Origin of the sequence: Prosthecobacter fusiformis, from assembly GCF_004364345.1 — a bacterium.
Taxonomy (GTDB): domain Bacteria; phylum Verrucomicrobiota; class Verrucomicrobiia; order Verrucomicrobiales; family Verrucomicrobiaceae; genus Prosthecobacter; species Prosthecobacter fusiformis.
The window spans coordinates 1,010,765-1,034,322 of the sequence record NZ_SOCA01000001.1; the positions used below are offsets into that span (position 1 = coordinate 1,010,765).

The following is a 23,558-nucleotide window of genomic DNA, read 5'->3' on the forward strand; positions in this document are numbered from 1 at the left end:
ACGCATGATCCGCCTCTGCACGGCATTTCTCTTCTGGACCTGCCTTGGCTTCTGGGCCACGGCCAGTGCTCAAGATATGCCTGCAGCCCCGGCCAACGGGCTGCGTGATGACACGCGCGCATTGAATGAAAAAATCCAGGCTGAACTGGCCCAGGACATCGCCACCTGCCGGGAGGCGATCCATGCGGATGTGTGGTTCAACGCCAGCACGTATGTGACTGCGGGGCAGAGCCTGGGCCTTCGAGCGCGGAGCCTCCGCCAGCACTGGAGCCCTGGAAAGGATGCCGTCCTGATGACCTATGACCGCGCCAGTGATTCCCATGCACTGTCTTTCTCGCCAGGTTTATGGCAGCGCTATCCTTCGGCCGAGATCATCTCCATCATTCAGCGCAGCTTAGTCACCATGGCGGATAAAACGCAGCCGCTGGAAACCCGACTCACCCTGAGCCTGCGACAAGTGCTACGAAAGCTTCAAGCTCTGGAAAAGCAGAGGCACCAGTCTGCCATCACACTCTCCCGTCATCACCTCCGGCTGGCACAGTCCTTTGCCATCGGCCTGGGTGCAGGGGCACTTTTGCTATTGCTCGTGGGCGTGGTCATCCGTCGGCGGGATACGCAGGCAGCCTGGCAGTCATTCTTTCCGAAAGTCCAGGTCGGCATCCGTTACGGTGCACCCCACGGGGGTGGGGTGATCGTGGAAAAATGACGTTCAGGAGGGATCAGCACCGGGCTACGAACCACCCCGGCAAGGGAGATCAATACTCGTCCTCTTCAGGTGTCTCCGGCCCGCCTTGCACAGGGATCGGGATCCCCTGCTTTTCCATCACGGCTTCTACCGTTTTGATATGCTTCAGCGGCAGCTTTTTGCGCTGATATTTGCGGAACAGCAGATCGTGGAGTTTCAGCCACGTTTCAGCGGTCGGTTGCATCGGCGTCCATTCCTCGCCATCGGGATGCGCCAGGCGGAAAAGCCATTCGCGCGAGTTCCAGTGGGCACGGATGTATTGCTTCTGCCCGTCTTCCAGGCGTTCATGCCATTCGTGGATTTGGTTTTTGGTCATTGAGAGTGCTCAGGATGCGCTAGTATCGCCACCATGCAAGCTGCCAACACCAGCCCCTCCCCCGCCCTGCCTAAACTAATGCTGTATCTCGCTGCCGTCATGCTCGGCGGGGCAATGCTAGCCACGCCCCTTTTTCACCTGGGAAAATGGGGACATGAATGGCTGGGGACGACTTCTCTAGGCGGCACAGGTATTGGCACCTGGCTAATGAAGGAAATCGAGCGAGCCCACTTCACCCGCTATTTCAACCGCGCCGTCCTGCTCTGCGCCATCGTCTTTATCTGGCCGTTTCTGCGCTGGGTGCAGCTTGACCGCCGACTCCTGCCTGCGTGGCGGCCTATCCTCACGGGCCTGAAACACTGGGCGCTGGGCTTTGTCCTGGCCGCCGGGCTGCTGCTGCTCATGGGTTTTGCCTTTCTCAAAATGGGGGCCTACCAACTGAGACCGGAGCCCAACTGGACCAAGCTGGGCGAGCCCATCACCGCCGCCCTCGGCGCCGGGATCATTGAGGAATTTTTCTTTCGCGGCCTGCTCCTGGGCCTGCTCCTGCGCACCATGTATGTGGCGGGCGCACTTTTTTCCGGCACCTTCGTCTTTGCCCTCGTCCATTTTCTGAAACCGCCCGCCGGCTTCACGATCCCCGATGCAGAAGTAGTCTGGAGCAGCGGATTCCACATTCTGGGGCAGATCGCTGCCGGCTTTGGTGATGTGGAGTTTCTCCTGGCCGAATTCGCTACCCTGTTCGTGGTCGGCTGGGTGTTGGCCCTGGTGCGGATGAAAACTGGGGCGCTCTGGGCGGGCATCGGCCTCCATGGCGGCTGGATCTTCGGCCTGAAATACTTCAGCTCCCTGACTAGCTACCACGACGGCTGGCTACCCTGGATCGGCAACAATTTGAAAATCGGCCTCGTACCCTTCATCGTAGTCCTCTTCACCGGTTGGGTAACATTGCGCCTTCTGCCCACAAATCGTTTGCAGCCGCCGCCACCAGACGGAAGATAGACACTCACAGCAAAAGCTCTCCCTTGCCGGAGTGGCGGAATTGGTAGACGCGCCAGACTTAGGATCTGGTTGGGTAACTAGTGCAGGTTCGAGTCCTGTCTCCGGCACCACGCAAAGACGTGGTTTGACATGTAGCAATTCTCCTAGTGAGCCCCTTCTTTCGGCTGGCGCTGCATCCAGGATCGGGGCAAGATTCGATTCGTTTTCACGATACCGACACCATGTCCATCGCTCCGTCTCAGCCCTCTCCGTGTGCACCTGCCAGGCATGATGATGCTGAAACGCTGGCGTTCCTGAACCGGCTGACCCAGGCGGTGCTGGGGCTGTCCTCGCCGGAGCAGATCATTGTGACGGTGGAACGGATGCTGGGGGAGCATCTGGAGGTGTCCCGGGTGCTGGTGGCAGAGGCCTCGGCGGATGGGGAGACGGTGCTGGTGCCGCAGACCTGGGAGGCGGAAGGGATGCTGCCGCTGAAGGCGACGACGCATCGGCTGGCGGACTATGGGGACCGCCTGTTGCCGGACTATCGGGCGGGCCGTCCGCACGTGCGCCGCGATGCCTGCCGGGAGTATTCAGCGGGGCCGGAACTGGAGGCGCTGAAGGCGATCGGCGCGGTAGCGGCAATCGATGTGCCAGTGCTGATTGATGGGATCTTTTACATGCTTTTTGTCGTCCACCAAGCCACGCCGCGTGACTGGACGGAGGGGGAAATTTCGCTGGTTCGCCAGGTAGCGGATCGCACGGCAGCGGAGGTGCAGCGGGCACGGGCACTGCGGGAGGTCCAGGCCAGCGAGCTGCGATTCCGACAAATGGCGGATTCGATGCCCCAGATCGTCTGGACGGCAAAGCCGGATGGGATAATCGATTACTCCAATCGCAAGTGGCATGAGTATACTGGCCTGCCAGAACATGATCTGGCCAGCCTGAGCCATGAGGCTGTGGTGCATGAAGAGGATCGCGCCCGCATGCGCGCGGCCTGGGAACAGGCGGTGAGTGCGGGGAGCAGCTATGAGCAGGAGGTGCGCCTAAGATACGGTGGGGACGGCAGCTACCGCTGGTTCATCAATCGTGGTCTGCCGGTGCGTGACACAGGCGGCAGGGTGACGGGATGGTACGGCACCCTCACGGATATTCATGATCAAAGAATGGCGGCGGAGGCGGGCTGGCGCAATGAGCAGCGGCTGGTGGCCGCGCTGGACGTGGCGGACATGGGCACCTTTGACTGGGATGTACGAACGGACGCCGTGACAATGGACGCTCGCAGCCGGGAACTGTTTGGATTCGATGATGATCAGTCCATCACAGCCCAGGCACTTTTTGGGCGTATCGTCCCCTCCATGGTTAGCGAGGTACAGAGTGCGGCCGAAATCTCGCTGCGGGAGCTATCGCGCATGGAGATCGAGTATGACATCCGGCACCCTGCTGGGGAGGTGCGCACGGTGGTGAGCATCAGCAACGTGGCGGTGGGCACGGACGGGCAGCCGGAGCGTTTGTATGGCGTCCTGGGCGATGGGACTAACCGAAAGCGGGCGGAGATGGAGCGGGAACGATTTTTGCGCACCATTGAGGTGGAGAAGGCCAACCTGGCAGCGGTGGTGGAAAAGGCACCCGCTTTCATTTGTGTGCTACGCGGCCCGGAGCATGTCTTTGAGCTGGCCAATGAGGACTACTACCGCCTGGCCGGTCGGCGGGATATCATCGGCCGAACGGTGCGAGCAGTCTTCCCGGAGGTGGAAGGCCAGGGTTTCTTTGAAATGCTGGACCAGGTGTACCAGACAGGCGAGTCTGTCAGCGGAACAGAGGTGCCTCTTTTACTGGGGCCTGAAGAACGCGGACCTGCGAGGCTGCGGTTTGTGAGTTTTGTCTATCAAGCTCTCCGAGATCCTGACGGGAATGTCAGCGGCATCTTTGTCCATGGTGTGGACATGACGGATGCAGTGCAGGTGCGTCAAGCCCTGGTGACCAGTGAGCGGCGGCGGAAAGCTGCGCTGGATGCCGCAGGGGTGGGCGCTTTTAACATCGATATCACCAGGCAGGATCTGGAGGCGGACGAGCGCTTCCGCGCCATCTTTGGGGTGAAGGCGGACAACTTGAGCTACGCGGATGCCTTTGCCATCATTCATGCGGATGACCGGGAAATGGTGCGGGACAAGGTGGCTGCTGCCACGGATGCCAAAGACCCCCAGCCCTATGCGGTGGAATATCGGGTGGTGCATCCAGACGGATCCATCCACTGGGTGGCGGCTCGTGGAAAGTCCGCATTCGAAGGCGTGGGCGATGACCAGCAAATGGCCAGCTTCAACGGCACAGTGACCGATATTACTGCCCAAAAGCATGCCGAGGATGAGCTGGAGTTTCAACGGCACCAACTGGAGCTCATTTTCCGCGAATCCCCCGCTGCTATGGCGCTGTGGCGTGGAGATGAGCTTATTTTTGAGCGGGTAAATCCAGAATACCAGTCCTTGTTTGGCAATGACCGGCAACTGGTGGGCAAGGCCCTTCTAGAAGCCGTGCCAGAGCTGGAAGGACAGGGGTTTGACGAGGCGATCCGCAAGGTGCTGCACACTGGCGTGCCCTTCACCGGCACGGAGGTGTTGGCGCGGTTTGCCAGCGAGGACGGTGGCCCGCCCATTGACCGCTATTTTGACTTCACCTACCTCCAGGTGCGTGACCCAGATGGATGTCCTTATGGTGTATATGATCATGCGGTGGACGTGACAGGCCGGGTGCTGGCACGGCGGGATTTGGAAAAAAGCCAGGCGCTGCTACAGCAGGCTTTGTCCGAGCGGCAGTCCCTGCTGGATGCAGAACGCGCCGCACGCATGGAGGCGGAGCAGGCCAGCCGCATGAAGGATGAGTTCCTGGCCACCCTGTCCCACGAGCTGCGCACGCCGCTAAATGCCATCGTGGGGTGGACGGAGTTGCTACACATGACTTCGAATCCCTCGGAGGATCTGTTGGAAGGCCTGGAGGTGATCTCACGCAATGCTAAGGCACAGACCCAGATCATCGAAGACATCCTGGACATGAGCCGGATTGTGAATGGCAAGCTGCGCCTCAGCATCCAGCCTATCCATCTTTCCATGATCGTCACTGCCGCCGTAGAAACTCTGCAGCCCGCAGCCAATGGCAAAGGCGTGCAACTCCAGGTAGAGGCGGGCCAGCTCGGGGGCCGCTTTCATGGCGATCCGAATCGGCTACAACAGGTCCTTTGGAATCTGATCTCCAATGCCCTGAAGTTCACTCCTAAAGGAGGCCGGGTCCAGGTGTCGCTGCGGCAAGACTCAGGCCAAATGGAGATCAGCGTCACCGATTCGGGAGAAGGCATCGCGCCGGAATTTTTGCCGCATATTTTTGACCGCTTCCGGCAGGCTGATTCCAGCACGACACGCATCCATGGCGGCCTGGGGCTGGGCCTTTCCATTGTAAAACAGATCGTGGAGATGCATGGTGGCACAGTCAGCGCGGACAGTCCTGGCAAAGGCCAGGGTGCGACCTTCACCGTATGTCTGCCTCTGGGATCCTTACCTGCTGATGCTGAGTCAAGCGCTCCTACCGCCTCCCCGAATTCACACATTGCAGCTCCCGCGGCCGCCTTCGCCACCGGGGACCATCCGCTGGGAGGTCTCTCCGTGGTGGCGGTGGATGACGAGCCTGATGCCGTGGCCTTCCTCCAGCGGCTGCTGACCGCCAATGGTGCCCGCGTGCGAATCGCCCATTCCGCCGCCGAAGCCCTGGCCTTGATCCTGGAAGAGCCGCCTGACCTGCTGCTGAGCGATATCGGCATGCCCGTTGAAGATGGCTATTCCCTCATCCGCAAAGTGCGCGCCCTCCCGCCCGCTGAGGGTGGGGGACTCCCCGCCATCGCCCTGACCGCCTATGCCCGCACAGTGGACCGCGTGAAGGCCCTGGAAGCCGGCTTTCAAATGCATCTTTCCAAACCCGTAGAGCCTGCAGAACTCATTGCCTCCATTGTCGCACTTGCCCGGTTACGCCAATAGAGGAAGGCTCTGTTCTGGGGCATTATTTTTGAGAAAATGGAGGGGTTGTTATGAACACCTGAGACCCGCTATCACGGGTGCCTGAGCATACAAAATGCAGCCAGTTGCAGGCCAGTCTTAAATTCCCACTAGACAAGGGTGAATTAGAGGCTACTTAATTCATACATATCCAGTGTGATATGATTGACGCCGATCCGACCACGGAAGGCGGAGATTCCAACGAACTCCCCCGCAAGCCCGTCATGAACCTGTCCATCATTTCTTTTCCTGGCCCACCACGTCGCGGTATCGCGCTGGTGACAGTTATTTCCATTGTCGCCCTGATGACAGTGCTGCTTGTGGCCATGCTTTCGGTTTCACAGACGGAGCTGAAATCTGCCAATGTCAGTTCTGATGGGCAGCAGGCCCGTCGCCTGTCGGATGTGGCGGTCAACATTGTTATTTCCCAGCTCCGCAAGGCGACGACGCAAAACACTGCTTCTAGCGGCTGGGAGGCCTGGGCCTCACAACCGGGTCTAGTCCGCCGTTTCGCCACCAATGGCCAAACGCAGGCTGCCTACAAGCTCTACTCCAGCCCGCTTCTCGTCCTGCGTGAAGCAGGCCAAATCGAAAGCCAGCTTTTAACGGATTCGGCACCAGCAGACTGGCAGCAGAACCCATTCCGGTTCGTGGATCTCAACAAACCTGCGGTTCGCACCACACCTCAGGGCCAACCTTTACTGCTGTTTCCCATCCTGGATCCACGGGCTCAATCTGAAACTGGTTCCAGCACTGGGGGATTTTCCTACCAGGATCAAACCGCGGCTGGTGTACATACAACGGGAGGGGATGCACAACGTGTGCCGATGCCGGTGGAATGGATGTACATTCTGAAAGACGGCGCGCTCGGCACGCTGAACGCCGCTAACGAATTCGTCGGCAGTGCCCCGGCTACCTCTGCTAATCCCATCGTTGGTCGCATCGCGTTTTGGACAGATGATGAATCCTCCAAGGTCAATATTAACACCGCATCTGAGCCCACCCCCTGGGCCATGCCCACTTTTTTTTATGAGCAGGACGCTGCCTATGCACGTTACCAGCCAGTGGGCGGAGAATTTCAGCGTTATCCTGGCCACCCGGCCACCACCGCGCTCAGTCCCATCCTCTTTCCCGGACAGTCACTTTCCACGGCGCAAAAGGAAGCCATCTACGGTCTCGTGCCCAAGGTCGGCCCAGGTGGCAGTCGCGCAGGCACCAAGGCATACAACGATCCAGAGATTGCCGCCGTGGATCTAGCCAGCTTCCGCAGTGAACGTCTTTACGCCAGCCTGGACGAGTTGCTGCTGAATGAGAACCGCCAGCCTAACCAATTAAATGGAACAGCACTTGAGCCGGAGGCCATCCAGCGCGCAGGCTTTTTCCTCACTGCCCAAAGCCGCGCGCCGGAAGCCAATCCCTTCGGCCTGCCCAAGATCGCCATCTGGCCTGTCAGCTATCGTGGCTCCGCATACCGCACCTCCTTTGACCAGCTCATTGCCCATTGCTCCACCCTCCGCAATGCGGGTGGCTCACGCAGCTATGTCTTCCAACGCGGCTGGGCGGACTCCACCAGCCAGGACATCGACCTCACCCAGAATAAAGACCTGCTAACCTACCTGCAAGAGCTCCTGGACAAGCCTGTACCAGGTTTTTCCTCATCCGCAGGACAGACGTTTAACAGCAAGTATGACAAAGACCTTCCTCAGATCCTGGTCGAAATTTTTGATTACATCCGCAGTGTGAACCTACACGATGGCAGCCTCATCACCGAGGAGGACCGCATCGATGGCACTGGCAGCACAGACAACCAGCTTTTGGGATACGCCGCAGGCAGCGTACGTCCAGCCGTCTTCAAGACCTTCACGGATCCACGTTTTTTTGCTGCCGCAACGGAAGAAAGCGACCCTGATGCCGTGGACGGACAGGTGGAAAAGATGGGCCTGCCAGGACATGGCCAGGTCACGCCTTCTCGCTGGACAGTGAATGGTGATGTGGTCCAGGGATTTGGCCGCTTTCCTACCATTAGTGAAGCAGGCCTGCATTTCATCTGCGCTGCCGACAACACGGATGACCCTGACAATCCTTTTCTGGAAGCAGACCCGGCGATCGGCAAACCAGGCGGTGGCAGCGCCGCCAAAGGCCAACTGGATAACACCCAGCCCGTCGGGCAAAATCGCTGGTATTCTAACTTCCCACCGCGGCCCAAACCCAACCCCGCAAAGGATGAAAAAGCCAAACCCGCCCTTTACCCTTTGACCGGCGGCTTCCCGTATGGACCCGACAAAACTCATCCCGGATATCAGCGTGAAAACTGGAACCACCAACTCCAGGCCAATACCCCGCTAAGACCTGGTTTCCGCCGGATCCAGGCGCGCCTTCTGTTGGAGTTTTTTATTCCAACGGCTGGTTATACCATCCTCGAGCCGGACATCACCGTGAAGGTCAAGGGACTGCACAAGTTCGCTGTCAATGGTCAGCGCTTATTTCCCAATGACGAGGAATTGTTATACACAGGTCGTCGTGCTACCCACCCCGGAGCACAGATGCATGGAGGCTATGGCACGGGGCTGAAGGGATTGCTGCGTGCCCGTGAAGTGCCAGCGCGTGATCCTATGCCTGCGGATGTGAACTGGGGAGATGCGGAATGGGAGGTAAAGCCATCGGCCAGTTCAGACAGTGCCCGCAGTGTCATAAACTACGACCTCATCAGCGATTATGTGGACATCAACGTGGGGCGTGATGGCAGCTTGCCCATGCAACTCAGTGAAACAGGTGGAGGCCAGAGCATCCCGCTGACTATGGAAATTTACTCGGGCCATCTGGGCCGCATCGCTACCAAGGATGAATCTCCTCCAGAGCTGGTCCAGACCCTGCATCCCGAGTTCCCTGCCGCCGCAATGAAGGCCCCAACACTGGTCCGCACCGCAGCCAGACCCGTGGTCAATGCCAAAGGGAAAACCGTGGACGCTGGACGTGAGCCACCAGCTTGGTGGACTTTCCATACTCGCGGTGCGCTTGGTTTCGCCGGACGTGATTCGCTAGTAGGCAGGGATCAGTTGGGCCCTCAAGCTGATGTGACTCTCCGTGGCCGACTCTTCCGGCACAACCTTGCCCCACAGGTGGAAAATCAACACACCATGGGTGCGTTCTTTTTCGGCTTCGACCCTGCTGTGACTGGTGCTCCACGCCCCTTCCGTACCAAGTCCAAAGCTAGCACGCAGGCACTGATCGACATCGCAGAAGAACGCGAGGGCAGTGACGTAGTGCAGACCGTGACCATCCGTCATGGCGATTACCGTGTTACCGCCGCAAAAAACGTGGTCCCTGCTGAGGACTGGCAAAAGCACCGCTACTACGGCACACGCAGGCTGGCTCACAGCTTCACCAACTTTGTCTCCAATCAGCTTCCCGGTTACGACTACGGCGGCAATGCCGATTTTGGTGACCGTCTGGTACCCAATGAAAGCGGTGCCGGTTATGCCAACAACCGTATCCCTGACCTGCCTTACCTTCCCGATGCCAAAGCCACGGCCCAGCGTTATGGCGATTTTGACAACGGTCCCGGCCCCCACCGCGACGGCCCTTACATCAACAAACCCGACGAAGGCAATCTGAACATCGTCGCTGGGGATAAGGGCGTGGCTTATTTCAGCGAAAGCGCGCAGCACCGCAGCACGGAGCAGGACTTCTATTCACCTAACCGGATGATCCCATCCCCCGTCACCTTTGGTTCCCTTCCAACTGGGGTCAAAGCAGGCAATCCGTGGCAGACACTCTTGTTTCGTCCGCAGCAGGGTCATCCAGGTGGCCCCAGCCGTCTGGGCGGGAACAGTCCGGCAGATCATCTCCTCCTCGAGTTCTTCTGGATGCCGGTGGTGGAGCCTTATGCCATCAGCGAACCCTTTTCCACGGCGGGCAAAATCAATCTGAACTATCAAATCTTTCCCTTCACCCACATCCGCCGCGCCACGGGCCTGCATGCATTGCTGGCCGGAGAGGTCATCCATGCCGTGCCCAATGAGGACGCGCCTAACTACAAGGTATTTCCCAGCGCCTCCAATCAAAATGTCTTTTGGGGAAAGGCCCAGGAAAAGAAGTGGCACTACCAAATCGATGCGGAAAAAACACTGGCCCAGTTTGAGGAACGCTTTGCCCAGGGTCGAGCCTTCATCAGCGCCAGTGAAATTTGCGACATCCACCTCGTGCCCCGCGGGGCATCCGGTATCACCACCCATGCGGACATGGAGAAGTTCTGGAGTGACCATCGCCTGACGGGGGACAACACACGCGAGCGTCCCTATGCTGGCCTTTATCCACGTGTCACAACACGCTCCAATACCTTTCGGGTCCATTACATCGCCCAGACACTCAAAAAAGCACGGTCCACTCAGCCTGATGAGATGACAGATAAGGACAAGGTAACCGGTGAATTTCGCGGCTCCTCCCTCATTGAACGCCACCTGGACCCGACTCAGCCCGGTCTGCCGGACTTCGCTACCAATGCCGCCGGCCAGACGCTGGATCACTATCACGAATTCCGTGTCCTACAGACACAACGCTTTGGCTTTTAACCCCCACGCCTAACAAATCATGAAAATTTCCCCCACCTCCCTCCGCTCTCGTCGCTCCGGCTTCTCCCTGGCTGAAGTCACCATCGCCACCGGCATTACTGCACTGGCCATGACGACCCTTCTCGGCCTCATCCCGGAAGGCTTGAATAACATCCGTCAGGCTGGTGACTTGGCCGCGGAGACACAAATCACCAACCACCTCTTCGGTGCTGTGACCCAGGCCAAGTGGCATAACGCCGTCGGGGAGGACCTGCTGGCACCCGCCTTTGACCAGCAGCGTTATTTCTTTGACGACCAGGGCGTCGCTATCGAAGCAGAAAATCCCGGCATGGACCTCGCCTACATTGCGGAAGTCAGCGTCCCACCGGCAGATGTACCGCTGACTGCAGACAGCACAGCCACGAACGAAGACTACGATCCCTATCTCAGGCGTGTGACCGTGAGGGTGACCAATGCGGCGAATCCAAATTTCGATTTTGATCGTGCGCTTCCTGTTACTTACCGCACGCACACCACCCTCATCGCCCGTACCGGAAAATGAATGCTCACCTTCATTCACCGGGCAGAAGGTCCAACGGATTCACCCTGGTGGAGTTGCTCGTCTCCACCGCCGTACTGTCCATTCTCCTCCTCGTGACCATGAGTGCCCTGGAGACTATGCAGCGCTCCTGGCGGGAAACCAAAGGCAAGGTGAACCAGTTTCGAAATGCACGCATCGCCTTTGAGACCATCACGCGAAATCTTTCCCAGGCCACGCTGAATACCTACTGGGATTATCATTACAGCAGCACCGGCTCCAATATCCCACCGGCTGAAAGCACTGAGCCGCCCACTGGCTACGTACGCCAGTCAGAGCTGGATTTTCGGATCACGCCCGCTGTAACGTTGGGGGATGAAGAAGCCACTCCTGACTTGTATCCGGGTTACGCTTTGTTTTTTCAGGCACCTTTGGGACTAAGCCAAAACTATCGCGGACTCAGCAGCCTGCTCAATGCACGCGGTTATTACATCCGCTACCGCAGCAATGAAGACCAGCGCCCCTCATTTTTACCCGGTGGCGTGGTACCCGTGAAGCATCGTTACCAACTGATGGAGTACCGTCCCCCCGCAGAGCAGGTCGCAACACCTGAGACTGGCTCAAAAAAAGGTATTCAGGGCAACACCGTCTATGCCAATGAAAACTGGTATAAACAGGATCTGGATGCTGTTTCCCGTCCCATCGCTGACAATATCCTCTTCATGGCCATCTCACCTCAAGTGCCAGAGGAAACCCTGACAGGGACCACCCGCAAAAAGTGGTGGATCGCCCCCGGCTACCAATACAGCTCCCGAGATACCAATAATGCTACTCCCGCGCTGGACGCCCCCATACTCAGACAAGATGGCACTCTTGACGAAGGCACACGCCACCTGCTGCCGCCCCTCGTCCGTGTCACCCTCATCGCGGCGGAAGAGGACAGCCTTAGCCGCTGGGCTGCGGCACGTGGCAACAGTCCAGTGGACATTGCCGCTGAAGCCGATGCCCCCTTTGACGAGGCTGAACATTATGAGCGCGATCTCGACCGCATGAAGGAATACCTCAACCGTCAGAAACTAAACTACCGGGTCTTCACCGCCTCCATCCCCCTGCGCAATGCAGCGTGGGACAGCAAAACTTATTGAGAGCTTTATGAAAACGTTTTCTCCCGCCACACCGCGCCGTGGCTTCACACTCATTGAAAGCCTTTCCGTCGTCATTATCCTCAGTGTGCTCATCGCCCTGGCCACCCCTTCCATGCTGGGTGCCATCAAAGCCAGCCGCCTCACCTCCGCAGGGGAACAGATCACAGGTAAAATAATCGAAGCGCATGGGCTGGCACTCACCTTCTCATCCGATATTGAACTGAGGCTGTACAAAGCACCACTGGCCAATCCTGTTGATGGCAGCAAAGGTCACTATTTGCAGCTTTTTCAATGGGAGGAAAACGACCCGGATCTGGCTGCTGAATCCGGTAGTGAAGTGGCCAGTCTCAAACAACTCGGCCCACCTGAAATACTTCCTGAAAGTATCGCCATCAGTGCCAATCCCTCTTTTTCCAGTCTTTGGAATCTGGCTCCACAGACCGAAACCTCCCCTGAAGGAGATCGTGACTATGTGGCCATTCGCTTCCGGCCTGACGGCTCTACCGACTTGCTGGAAGCCGTGCGCTGGCATCTCACCCTGGTTGACAGTCAGAGCAGCCAGCTGACAGAACTGCCGCCCAATTTTTATACCATTCAGATTGATCCCGTCACCTCTAGATTAGAGATCTACCGCCCTGAGTGAATGTACCCCGGCCCTTCCTGAGAAAGGGCCGGAGCTACCGCTAACAAAGGATTCATCAAAGCCTGCGGCGGCGCAGGATGAAAATAAAACCGAGGGCTGAAAGAATCATGCTTCCCGCTTCAGGCACAGGTGCCACGGAGAAGTTGGTAAACTCCAGCACGGTTTGGTTGTCTGTGATCCCGCCGAGCAGATTGACGTCCGCAACTGTGGCAGCTTCGAATTCAAAGCCAATATCAGTTAGGCCTCCCGGCGCATAAAACTGCACCTCGATATTGCTGGCATCTGGCCCCACCGTGATAAAATCCAGCAGATTCAGCGTCTGCGCCATATTCACACCCTGGATGGGTGTCTCTCCATTCAGGAGAGTGAAATTGGCATAACTCAGTGCATTGAGGCCTATGCCATCGCCCATGGTGACCTCAAAATTGACGGAGTAAAGCACCCCCTGGCTCAGATTCAAATTAGCCACCGTGGCGGTTGTGAACCAGGTATTGATCACACTTGCACCGACTACATCATTAGTTAGGTCAGTCAGATCTTCATCGGATATCACACCCAACAAACTTGTTTGCAATTCGCGGCCAAAGATCAATGAATCTGCCTGCGTTCGTGTGTAAGCGGCAAGCTGTTGGTCCACGATGCCCTCAATCCCCGCTTGCACCAACCCTCCCGCCGAATGGCTCCAGGCGACATTACCTGCGGTTTGCGATGCAGGGTCCGGCGTGTACAATGCCGTATCAACAGTCAGACCGGTAAAATTCGCCACCCCAGGGCGGCGAACCTCAAAGTCTGGATCAAAGAACTCCGCAGACGAGATCAGATTCTGTGCCTGGGCTATCGACGCAGTCATTATTGAAACTAGCGCAAGCCGGGCCAGAAACCGCCTGACGGGAGTATGGATATAAGTGTACGCATTCATAGGAGCAGATTTGGTTTTTCATAAATTTACTACCGACCAACAAGCGTTCGCGTCCGTGCTCACGAGTGAATCCCTTTTGGATGTAAAATTTTTGTCAGATTAAATTTATATCTGATCCCTGATGCCACCTAAGACAGATGTGAGTCATCTGATCCGATTCACCACATAGCAAAGACCCCCCTCAATCCTATCCCAACCGACCATGCTCGCCGAGCGATGTGGCCATTCAATATGTTGGCAAGTGGTTTAATTTACCAGCATTGAGGCTTGGCGTGAATATCGCTTCTGTTTATGGTGACTTTCACCGACTCTAAAAGCCTATGTCCACAACTATTGCCCCCGCCGGATCACCCTCCGAAACTTCTCTCTGGAAGGGTCACACCTCCCAGTGGGTCCATTTTTGGTATTATTTCTTCTGCCTTCTGCTGGCCGCTGGCTGCGGTGTGGCCGCTGTGGCCACAGGCGGACTCGCCGCTATCGGTCTGGTGGTACCCCTCTTAATGTGGATCATCCGCTGGTGGGTCACGAAATGCACGGCCTATGAGCTGACCACTCAGCGTCTTAAAATCAGCAGTGGCATCCTCAACAGGAAATTGGAAGAACTGGAGCTTTTCCGAGTGAAAGATTATGCCATGGACCAGCCTCTGTTCCTTCGCATGATGGGACTGGGTAATCTAACTCTGATCACCTCCGACATGAGCACACCGACTGTGGAAATCAATGCCATCCCAGGTGTGGAAGGCGTGCGTGAGATGCTGCGCACGGCCGTGCAGGCGGAGCGTGACCGCAAGCGTGTACGCGAACTCGATGTGGGTGGTGACGGCGGCGATGCCCTCGTTGCATAAACATTTGCCATCCGGCGCATGATGCGATCGGCTTGTGCTGATGGAGAATGAGGGAATGTTCCCTCATTCTCAGGGATTAGCAGTCCTCACCTTAGAGTCCCCAGCCTGGCCGATACTCCCGGCTCCAGAGCTTTTCGCCTTCAGGATTGTTGATCAGCCTGCCTGTCTTTGGATCGCAGCGGACGACTGAATCTGTACGATAGGCAATGTTACCGAGATGGCAGAGCATGGTGCTCTTCTGGCCCTCTTCAATGGGGCTATTGAGCTGGGCGGTGCCACGGATGGCATCCAGGAAATTTCCCATGTGGGCGGGGTCCCCACCTCCGGCACCTTTCTCAGTGCTAATCTCTTTTCCCTTGGGATCATAAATTGTCCAGGAATCCCGACCGATACCCATGGTGCCGTTGTCGCCATAGAATACGACCTCAGCCAGAGGCTTTTCAGCAGCGCGCGGATGACAACTGCTGCATTCCCAACTGATGCCTGCATGGCCGAAATCATACACGGCGGTGCCGGTATCAGGGGTCTCCTGGACATCGTCGTAAAAGTAACGACCGCCATTGTAAGTGACTTTGACGGGATAGTCGCCCTTGATGCCCCAGCGCAGGATATCCAGGGTATGGATGCCGTTGTTACCCAGCTCGCCATTGCCCCAATGCCACAGCCAGTGCCAGTCGTAGTGGGCGTATTTGATGTCATGCTGGGCATCGTCAGCGACGGGACCTTGCCAGAGGTTCCAGTCCATTTCGGCAGGTGCCGGGGCCACGGGCGCACCGACGGCTTTGCGTGAGTTGTAGTAAAAACCGCGTCCATAGCGCACAGTTCCGATGGCACCACCATGGAGTGAGGCGATGGCTTCCTTCATCCAGGTGCGGCGCTGGTTGCCCATCTGCACCACACGGTCATACTTCTTCATCGCGGCCACCAAGGCCTCAGCCTCGCCAGGGTTTTGGCTGCCGGGTTTTTCCACATAGACATGTTTACCGGCCTGCATGGCCAGAATGGCCATGGGTGTGTGCCAGAAATTCGGCGTGGCGATGAAGACCGCATCCACCGATTTGTCTTCCAGGATTTTGCGAAAATCGCTCACCCCCTGGCAGGAGACTGCCTGCTTGTCAGCGACCACCTTCAAGCCCCTTTCGAGCCGGCCAGGATCCGTTTCCGCCAAATAGGCGATCTCGACATCAGGCAGCTTCAGCAGTGCCTGCACATGCGCCATGCCACGCCCCAGCGCCACGACGGCCACTTTCAGCTTTTTACCTGCCTTATCGGCAGCCCTCAGTCGGGTGAGGGATGAAAGTGCGGCGGTGATCCCAAGGGCGGACGTTTGTTGAAGAATGGTACGGCGATTCATGGTTAGGGATGAATCGCCTGCTTGGCCTAGTGTCTTGCGCTGCGAAGACACGGGCTCCGATACTTTTCGAACCTTAGCCGTTCCAGACGAAGCTCACGGGCTTGTCAATATCCGGGTGCACACTGTGATGAACAGGACAGGCCAAAGCAGTCGCTTCCAGGATCTTTCGGTCCGCATGAGTCTCCGGCAAAGGAATCTCAATGATGATGGGCAACCGGACGATGCGGCGAGGGGAATCCTCGCTCATGTGTTTTTCCACACTCACTTTCATGCCCACCAAGTCATAGCCTTTCTGTTGGGCCTTGATGTTCATGACCGTGGCCATGCAGGTGGCCAGAGCAGTCGCGACGAGATCCGTGGGTGAAAAGGATTCACCTTTGCCATGGTTGTCCACCGGAGCATCGGTGACAAATTGGTTTTGCGATGGACCATGGGTAGCGCGGCAGCGCAGCCCGCCTTCGTAATCTACAGTGATGGATACAGCCATAGACTGAATTACCTGAGATGCAGGAAAAAGGAAAGGGCGGATATGCCAGACTATCGGTAGCCACGCGCCCCAAATGCCCTCCAGGCTGTCAGCAAAAGTCCGGCAACACAAAGGATCACCACCAGCATGCCGCCCGTCATCAGCCGGGGCTTCTGGAGGGTGATCACAGGCGTGCTTTCACCTTCGATCAACATCATCCATTTAGCCTGCTTGCCGGGTAGAGTCTCATCACGGGTCCAGAGCAAGACATCGTGCAGGTTCCCATCAGGGACGGTTAGACTTAATTCTGCCGCATCGGCCTGCCACTGCCACACGGCGGCCAGGAGCTGATGTGGCTGTCCGTCCAGCGTGGGTGCAAAAGCAGTGGGCGCGTCAGGATCCCATTCGGAGCGATGCCCTATGTTCAATGGGGCCAGTTCTTCCAGGGAGCGTGTTTGGGTCCCTGTGCGCACCTGTAGAATAGACTTCAAAGCATCACGCGCAGCAGCTTCATCGGAGATCAAAGGATTACCACCATAGTCCGCGGTGATCTCCATTTGCAGACGGTCCCCCTTGACCTCCATCCGCGCCACAAGGAACTCACAGGCATGACCAAAAGCAAACAGGGGGGCCATCATGGCTCCCCCTGCAAGAAGGGGCAGAAGATTTTTCCAGCGGATCATTTCCTATTCCAGCGCAGCACGCGACCGAAAAGATTCCACTCGGTCTCCAGGATGTTGCCATCGTTGTCAAAAGTGATGCCGTGAGGGGAAGTCACCGTACCCTGTTTCCAGTCCGGTGGCGTAACTTTCGGCGTGTTGGTCTGGCCCTGAGTATCATTGACACCCAACTCGGCCACCTGCTTGCCCTCTTTATCCCAGACACTCACACGTCCGGCGATTTCGGCCACGCACATGAGGTCGCCATGAAAGGAGGCACTGCTAGGGCGGCGGAGACCTTCACTGGCGATGATGCTGATCAAGTTACCTTCCAGATCCAGGTGCAAAAGGCGGTTATTGCCACGGTCACAGGCCAGGATACGGGCAGGCTCGAACCGGCGGTCAATGAAGATCTTGTGCGTATTGGCCAGCTTCAATGGCTCGACCGGTCCACCAAAGACGGATTTGAATTTGCCAGCACGGTCAAACACGAAAATCCAGCTCTGCCCATAGCCGTCCACCACGTAGATGTCCCCATTGGGTGCCACATCGCAATTGGTGAGTTTCAGACCTTTCGGCCCCGCTTTGCCCTCTGGAAAGGCACTGGTGGGGATCTCCATCACGACCGTTCCATCCAGCTTGGCTTTGATTACCTTCTGCTCCAGCAGCACGGCTGCGAAGATAAATTCCCCGCCCTCATCCTTCCGGATTACAAAACCATGGAGGGAGTTAGGCAGCTTGAGTGCCTTGATGAATTTGCCATCCGGCCCATACACCTGCACCCCGGTATCCACGTTATCCGGCCCCTGCACACTCACATAAAAATTGCCCGCACTGTCACAGGCGATCTCGCCATGCCCATTGCCAATGGTTTCCCGACCAGGAGGCGGTGTGATGAAATCGGGAGTGAATTCATAAGCCACTTCCGCAGCGGCAGTGCCACCCAGAACCAGGGCAGTGAAAAGAGAAAGGATGGGATGACGCATAAAGAAGCGTCATTCCAAACGAAGCGCCCACGCAAGGTCAATCATCAAGGCATGATGAATCCGGTTTAATCTGTGTGTCATCCTGCGGGGCAACCTCACCCCCTGCTTGCAATACCGCCTTAGCTCCCCACTTTGCCCGGTGCTTCGTCTGCTGTCCATCCTTGCTCTGACTACCTGCCTGCTTCCAGGCCTGCGGGCACAGACTTTTGAGGAGACGATGGGCCTACAGCCGAGCTACCTGACGATGGATGAGGCCCTGCACAAGGTGCTGGAAAAGAGCCTGGATGTGCGGATCGAGTGGCTCAACTGGGCGGTGGCAGATTCACAGACGGATGCGGCCTGGGGCAAATTTGAGCCCGCTTATTTCCTGAGCTCCACCTGGCGCGAATCCAATTTGCCTCAAAATGCGCTGGAGTATGTGCAGACTGGCGGCGTCTTCCTGCCACTGGATGAGCCTAACATGTTCAAACAGCAGAGCTTCATCAGCCAGACGGGTATCGAAGGCTTGCTGCCCCTGGGCACCCAATACAAGATCTTTGCCAGCTTGGGGGAGTTTCGCAATGACCTGAACCGGCAGCGTCCGCCCTCTATTTTTTATCCTGAATATGCCGCTGCGGTGGGGGTGACGCTGACCCAACCTCTCCTTCGTGATTTCGGCCCCGATGTGAATCTGGCTGAGGTGCGGGTGAGCCGGAAAAATGAAGCCATCGCCGATCACCAATGGGAGGCCAGACTTCAGCGCTCCATCGCCCTGGTGATGCTCGATTACTACGACCTGATCTTTGCCGTGGAAAATCTGGGGGTGAAGCGGGATGTCGTCATCTTTGCCCAAAAGCTGGTGGCTGAAAACCAGAAGCGGCTGGAGGCGGGCCAACTCTCCCCGGCAGATGTGCAAGAAGCGGAGGTGGCCGTGGCTTTGGCGCGGGAAGAGGTGATCACCGCGCTGAGTTTCGCTGTGGAAAAACAGCGCAGCATTAAAGGACAGATCTTGGGTTCTTTGGAAGAAGGCAGCGGGCTGATTTTTTTACCCCGGGACTCCCTGCCGATCATCTCACCACACACGGATCGTGAGCGCCTTTTACGGACGGCACTTGCTCGCCGTCCAGATCACCGAGCCGCCATTGAGGAGGCGGAAAAGCAAGCCATCGTCGTCAAGTATTCACGCAACCAGCTGCTGCCCCGGCTGGATTTACAGGCGACTCTGACGGCTAACGGCCTTAGCGGGGATCGCAGCGGGGCCTACCAACAGGCCTTTGATCGGCAGGGATACGATACCCAGGTGGGCTTCCAGTTTTCCATCCCGCTAGGAAACCGCACGGCGAAAGCCAACAGCGCCGTCGCGGAAAATCGCCAGCAGCAGGCCATCCTGAACATTGCCCGGTCCGAGCTGAATGTCTCTGTGGAACTGGACACCATCATCGCCCAGGTCAAAGCGGCCAAAGCTAGGCTGGAATCCACCCGCGAATCCGTAGGCCTGAGCGAGCGCCTACTGGAAACAGAGCAAAAACGGTTAGGCGAAGGTGTGGCACGCACCTTTGATGTACTCAAAGCACGCAGCGGCCAGGCCGATGCACGTACTCGTCAGATCGCCGCGCTGGCGGATTACAACAAAGCGGCTACGCAACTAGCCCTCATCAGCGGCACCCTTCTGGAGCGCCAGGGCATCCGCATTGACCGCAGCAGCCGACAGCCCCAAGCGGTGAAGGACAAACATTGATCTCCCCAAATGGCCGCCCCCACTCCAGAACGCCAGCAGGCACTGAAAGCCCTTTCCACGGAGCTCTCACGTCTGGCTGCCATGAATGCCAGTGAGGCGGAAATTTTTCAAGCCGTCCTGCAAAGACTGGTCAGTGCGACGGAGGCCCTTGGCGGTGCAGTTTGGATGGTGGCCCAGCGCACCGGCAAAGAAATATCCCTTCGGTTAGGCGCAAGTATGGAGATGGAGGCTGCTGCCGGAGCCGCCGACAGTGAGCAACGTCAGCAGACCCTGCGTGCAGCCACTGAGACCATCCTTTCTGCTCAACCTCTCGTTTTGATGCCTTCGCCTGCCAGTCAGGGACCTGTGACTCCCGGCGTGTTGGTCAACTTGGGGCCTCATGCCATCATCGGTGCCCCTTTGCGTAGCGGGGATGATTTTCTTGGGGCCGTGCAACTGTGGTTTTCAGCACAGAGTGATCCTAAAAAACTGGCAGAACTGGTGCTCATGATCCAGGCCCTGATGACCGAACTGGGTCCACGCCTGCGTTCACGTCAGTTGCGTGATCTGGGTGCCCAGAGCCAGCGCCAGCAGAGACTGCTACAGCTTGCCTCCGATCTCACCGGGGTGTTGGATGCTGAAACAGGGGCCAAGCTGGCCACCGCCCATGTGCGCGAGCTTTTAAATATTAACCGCGCTAGCATTCTGGTGCGCGAGGGAGACCGCTGGCGCGTGGTGGCCATTTCTGGCCAGGAGTCTGTCGATAAACGCAGCCGTCTCGTCACCGGTATGCTGAGCTTTGTTTCCCGCCAGGCCCGTGATCAGCCGTGGGTGGTGGTGGCTAACAATGAAGAACCTTACTTCACTGACAGCCAGATGCAGTCCGCCGCCCTGGTACCTCTGCGTGACGGACCGGAGGGCCGAGTGCTGGGCTCCCTGCTTTGTGAAAGTACGGATGCGGCGACCTTTGGTAGCTCTGGTGCACCTGGAGATCCTCGTCCTCCATCTCTGGCCCTGGCCCAGTGGCTGGCGGATCTTGCGGGCAAATCACTGAACTCCGCACTTGTGCACCAGGCCATGCCCTTTGGCAAAACACTGGCCAAAGTGGGCCGATGGCAGCATGAAGCCTCCGCCTCGCGCAAGCGGCGCTGGGTTTTCCGGAGCGCCTTTATTGCTACGCTTTTTGTTATCGCCGCACTGTGGCCGATGAAAGTGAAGGTGGAGGGAGACTGTAGCCTGCTGCCGCTCAAGCGTGCGCTCGTCACGGCTGAAGCCGCAGGCCGAGTGGAAGAAGTGCTCGTCCGCGAAGGTGACCCAATAACCAGAAATCAAATTATCGCCCGGCTGGATACCCGCCGCCTGCAAAGTGACCTCAACGCCAGCTCCCAGGCCCGCAAACGCCTGGAGGCCGAAGCCGAAAGACAGCGCGGCCAGGGAAAAGAAGCCCTGGCCAGAATCGCCAGTCTGGAAGCTGCTGCCCAGGCAGAAACGGAAAACCGGCTGCGCATGGAAATCACTCTCGCCGAACTCAAATCCCCTCTGGACGGCTTGGTGATGACCAAGGACATCCACCTGAAAAACGGTACCTTCCTGCAAGCTGGCGAGGTGCTGGCTGAGGTCGCCAGCGTGGGTGCCTGGGATTTGCGCATTGAGATTGCCGAGGCGGATATCAGCCTTTTAGAAGAAGCCTTGGATGAAGACGGTGCGCGCCCGGTGGATTACCTGCTCTATACTCAAAGCTCCCGTGAATTGCATGCTCAACTCACCAGTAAGCAGCAGATCAGCCCCGCCCTCCAGCCTGGCCCGGATGGCGGCGTCTTCAGCATCACGCTTCCCCAAATAGACATCCCCGGTGAGCTTCAGCCCCGGATGCGTCCCGGCCTAACTGGACGTGCCAAAATCGAGCTTGGCCGCCGGCCGGCAGGTGCTGTGCTTTTGCGCAAATTTACCCGCTGGCTGCGGATGCGCTGGTGGATTTGAAGGGATATGCCCTTTCCAGCTTTACTTCCCCTTCGTGCCTCTCACGGACAGGTTTCCGAACTCCGCCCAACAGTCTTTTTTCGGTGCCCAGGATTTGTCACCTCCGCCATGGAAGGTCTCAAAGTATAGGCCGTCCACCCCGTAACTGTCGGAACTGCGCCATTCCATATCCGTCTGCTCCACCATCATTTTTTCCGCCTGGTCTGGCAAGGCGATCCATACCCTCAGGGTTCCGTCGCGTTTACCCGGCGTATTCATCGTCACCGCCAGCCTCACCTGCACGGGCTCATTTATAGGAAAGCGGAAGTCTTCAGGAAAAGGAAAGCTGTGCCCGTATTTATCCGGCTGATTTTTGTGATAAATGTACGCCTCGCCCCTGCCCTCCCTCCGCCACATCAGGCGCGCTGAAAATCCGTTCTTTCCGTCTGAGGGACGCCCCCCGCTGACGTTCTCCGGCCCACCGCAAAGACCCGGCAGCTTGCCACCTTTGACAAATTCAAAGTTAGGCCCAAACCGCAGCGTGTAGCTTAGCTCCGCCCCCTCATGCCGCCCCACCGGCCAGCGCCACCCTGCCCCACCCTTCTCAGGGCCGATCTGTCCCGGCGCAAAATTTACCCTCAACGCAGAATCCTTTCCTGCATTGACCAAAGTCACCCGCCCCGGCTCGATGCCTCCTTCGAAGCCACAGCCCGGCCAGTCTTTTTTCCACTGCGCTTTGCTATACACTCCCGGCTCGCCGGACAATGAAACCGTCAGCGGCAACTCCGCCCCGAATGCGGCGGCAACAGTCAATAAATGGAGTGCAAACAACGAGCGCAAAAGCATGCACCACTCAGCCACGGCGAAGCCTCTGGGAAAAGCACGAAGAACTGCTTTTTTATTCTTTCATTTTTTACGTTTAATCTTAGATGCCACCTAAAGAAAAGCAGGATTGACACCGTTGATTAACTTCCTCACTTTCTCAAAGCTCCACGAAGAAATCTTATGCTCCCATCATCAACCGCCCTCTGCTCCGCCTGTGCGCTTCTGATTTTCAGCCTTATCCCAGGCCTTCATGCTGAGCCACGCACCTTCACCAGTCCAGATGGGCGCACCCTCCTGGCTGAGATTCAGTCCGCAACCCCAGACATGGTGACTTTGAAACTGGTCAATGGACCCATCCTGGCAGTGCCCATCAACAAATTCAGCGAGAGCGACCAGGCTTTCGTTGCCGAGTGGCGCAAAGCCAATCCCGTCACCATCAAGTATGACTTCGCCAGCAGCTACACCAAGGACAAAGCGAATAGCACCAAACAGACAGTGAACAATGTGGAGATCACCACTGAAACCTGGCTGTGCAATCTCAAGCTGGCCAACCGCTCTAACCAGACGCTGGAAGGACTGAAGGTGAACTATGAAATCTACTACAGCCAGGCCAACGGCCCCACGATGGTGACACGCAAAGCCACTGGCAACGCCACCATCCCCAGCCTCAAACATCTGGAGGAAACCGCCATCAAAACCACCACAGTGCAGTTGAAAACCTCCAAGCTCGAAGGTGGTTTTTACTACGCAGATGGATCCCGCTCACGCAACAAGGACACGATTGAAGGCATGGTCGTCAAAATCTCACACCAGGGTAAGCAGGTCTATGAATGGGCCTCTTCTGGCCTGCCCAAAGACCGGGGTGCAGTGGCGAATGAGCGCAAATAAGAA

18 protein-coding genes and 1 tRNA gene are annotated in these 23,558 nt (G+C 57.5%); 12 read left to right on the forward strand and 7 right to left on the reverse strand.

Annotated elements, in window-relative coordinates; all coding sequences use genetic code 11:
- Positions 1-4 precede the first annotated feature (4 nt).
- A complete protein-coding gene (locus EI77_RS03930) occupies positions 5-706 on the forward strand; it encodes a hypothetical protein (RefSeq protein ID WP_133793437.1) in 702 nt (233 codons plus the stop codon).
- Positions 707-755: 49 nt separating this feature from the next.
- Here the strand turns inward: EI77_RS03930 and EI77_RS03935 are convergent, their stop codons facing one another.
- The gene (locus tag EI77_RS03935; RefSeq protein WP_133793438.1) at positions 756-1,061 is read right to left on the reverse strand and encodes a hypothetical protein; all 306 of its coding nucleotides are present in this window, start codon (positions 1,059-1,061) and stop codon (positions 756-758) included.
- A 33-nt stretch (positions 1,062-1,094) separates the two neighbouring features.
- On the opposite strand from EI77_RS03935, the gene EI77_RS03940 reads away from it, so the two are divergent.
- The 7 genes from EI77_RS03940 (at position 1,095) to vccD (ending at position 12,958) form a co-directional block, all read left to right on the forward strand.
- Positions 1,095-2,063, forward strand: a complete 969-nt coding sequence (locus tag EI77_RS03940; RefSeq protein WP_133793439.1) for a CPBP family glutamic-type intramembrane protease — start codon at positions 1,095-1,097, stop codon at positions 2,061-2,063.
- 25 nt (positions 2,064-2,088) lie between these two features.
- A tRNA-Leu gene (locus EI77_RS03945) sits at positions 2,089-2,173 on the forward strand.
- 111 nt (positions 2,174-2,284) lie between these two features.
- Positions 2,285-6,064: a PAS domain-containing protein gene (locus EI77_RS03950; protein ID WP_133793440.1), complete on the forward strand. Its 3,780-nt coding sequence runs from the start codon at positions 2,285-2,287 to the stop codon at positions 6,062-6,064.
- 179 nt (positions 6,065-6,243) lie between these two features.
- Entirely contained in the window at positions 6,244-10,653 is a 4,410-nt protein-coding gene (vccA, locus tag EI77_RS03955; RefSeq protein ID WP_133793441.1) for a Verru_Chthon cassette protein A, read from the forward strand.
- A gap of 19 nt (positions 10,654-10,672) precedes the next feature.
- Positions 10,673-11,194 (forward strand): Verru_Chthon cassette protein B, encoded by a 522-nt coding sequence (gene vccB / locus EI77_RS03960; protein WP_133793442.1) that lies wholly within the window; start codon positions 10,673-10,675, stop codon positions 11,192-11,194.
- A complete protein-coding gene (gene vccC / locus EI77_RS03965; protein ID WP_133793443.1) occupies positions 11,191-12,315 on the forward strand; it encodes a Verru_Chthon cassette protein C in 1,125 nt (374 codons plus the stop codon). Before vccB ends, vccC begins: the two co-directional genes overlap by 4 nt.
- A 7-nt stretch (positions 12,316-12,322) precedes the next feature.
- Complete coding sequence (vccD, locus tag EI77_RS03970; RefSeq protein WP_166647015.1) at positions 12,323-12,958, forward strand: Verru_Chthon cassette protein D; 636 nt, start codon at positions 12,323-12,325, stop codon at positions 12,956-12,958.
- 55 nt (positions 12,959-13,013) lie between these two features.
- On the opposite strand, the gene EI77_RS03975 is transcribed toward vccD, so the two are convergent.
- Complete coding sequence (locus EI77_RS03975; protein WP_133793445.1) at positions 13,014-13,808, reverse strand: PEP-CTERM sorting domain-containing protein; 795 nt, start codon at positions 13,806-13,808, stop codon at positions 13,014-13,016.
- 389 nt (positions 13,809-14,197) lie between these two features.
- On the opposite strand from EI77_RS03975, the gene EI77_RS03980 reads away from it, so the two are divergent.
- The gene (locus EI77_RS03980; RefSeq protein ID WP_133793446.1) at positions 14,198-14,722 is read left to right on the forward strand and encodes a PH domain-containing protein; all 525 of its coding nucleotides are present in this window, start codon (positions 14,198-14,200) and stop codon (positions 14,720-14,722) included.
- Positions 14,723-14,813: 91 nt separating this feature from the next.
- Here the strand turns inward: EI77_RS03980 and EI77_RS03985 are convergent, their stop codons facing one another.
- From EI77_RS03985 to EI77_RS04000, 4 genes are all read right to left on the reverse strand, one after another.
- The gene (locus EI77_RS03985) at positions 14,814-16,076 is read right to left on the reverse strand and encodes a Gfo/Idh/MocA family protein (RefSeq protein WP_133793447.1); all 1,263 of its coding nucleotides are present in this window, start codon (positions 16,074-16,076) and stop codon (positions 14,814-14,816) included.
- 73 nt (positions 16,077-16,149) lie between these two features.
- Positions 16,150-16,563, reverse strand: a complete 414-nt coding sequence (locus EI77_RS03990) for an OsmC family protein (protein ID WP_133793448.1) — start codon at positions 16,561-16,563, stop codon at positions 16,150-16,152.
- A 50-nt stretch (positions 16,564-16,613) separates the two neighbouring features.
- On the reverse strand, positions 16,614-17,225 hold the full coding sequence (locus EI77_RS03995; protein WP_133793449.1) for a hypothetical protein: 612 nt from the start codon (positions 17,223-17,225) through the stop codon (positions 16,614-16,616).
- Positions 17,222-18,187, reverse strand: a complete 966-nt coding sequence (locus EI77_RS04000) for an NHL repeat-containing protein (RefSeq protein ID WP_133793450.1) — start codon at positions 18,185-18,187, stop codon at positions 17,222-17,224. The genes EI77_RS03995 and EI77_RS04000 overlap by 4 nt, the downstream gene beginning before the upstream one ends.
- Positions 18,188-18,326: 139 nt before the next feature.
- Between EI77_RS04000 and EI77_RS04005 the strand changes: the two genes are divergently transcribed.
- Together EI77_RS04005 and EI77_RS04010 are read left to right on the forward strand one after the other, a co-directional pair.
- Entirely contained in the window at positions 18,327-19,904 is a 1,578-nt protein-coding gene (locus EI77_RS04005; protein WP_208300256.1) for a TolC family protein, read from the forward strand.
- A gap of 9 nt (positions 19,905-19,913) precedes the next feature.
- Entirely contained in the window at positions 19,914-21,863 is a 1,950-nt protein-coding gene (locus tag EI77_RS04010; protein ID WP_133793452.1) for an efflux RND transporter periplasmic adaptor subunit, read from the forward strand.
- 21 nt (positions 21,864-21,884) lie between these two features.
- On the opposite strand, the gene EI77_RS04015 is transcribed toward EI77_RS04010, so the two are convergent.
- Positions 21,885-22,688 (reverse strand): polysaccharide lyase, encoded by an 804-nt coding sequence (locus EI77_RS04015; protein WP_133793453.1) that lies wholly within the window; start codon positions 22,686-22,688, stop codon positions 21,885-21,887.
- Positions 22,689-22,847: 159 nt separating this feature from the next.
- Here EI77_RS04015 and EI77_RS04020 point away from each other — a divergent pair, with 159 nt between their 5' ends.
- Positions 22,848-23,555, forward strand: a complete 708-nt coding sequence (locus tag EI77_RS04020) for a hypothetical protein (protein WP_133793454.1) — start codon at positions 22,848-22,850, stop codon at positions 23,553-23,555.
- Positions 23,556-23,558: the final 3 nt, after the last annotated feature.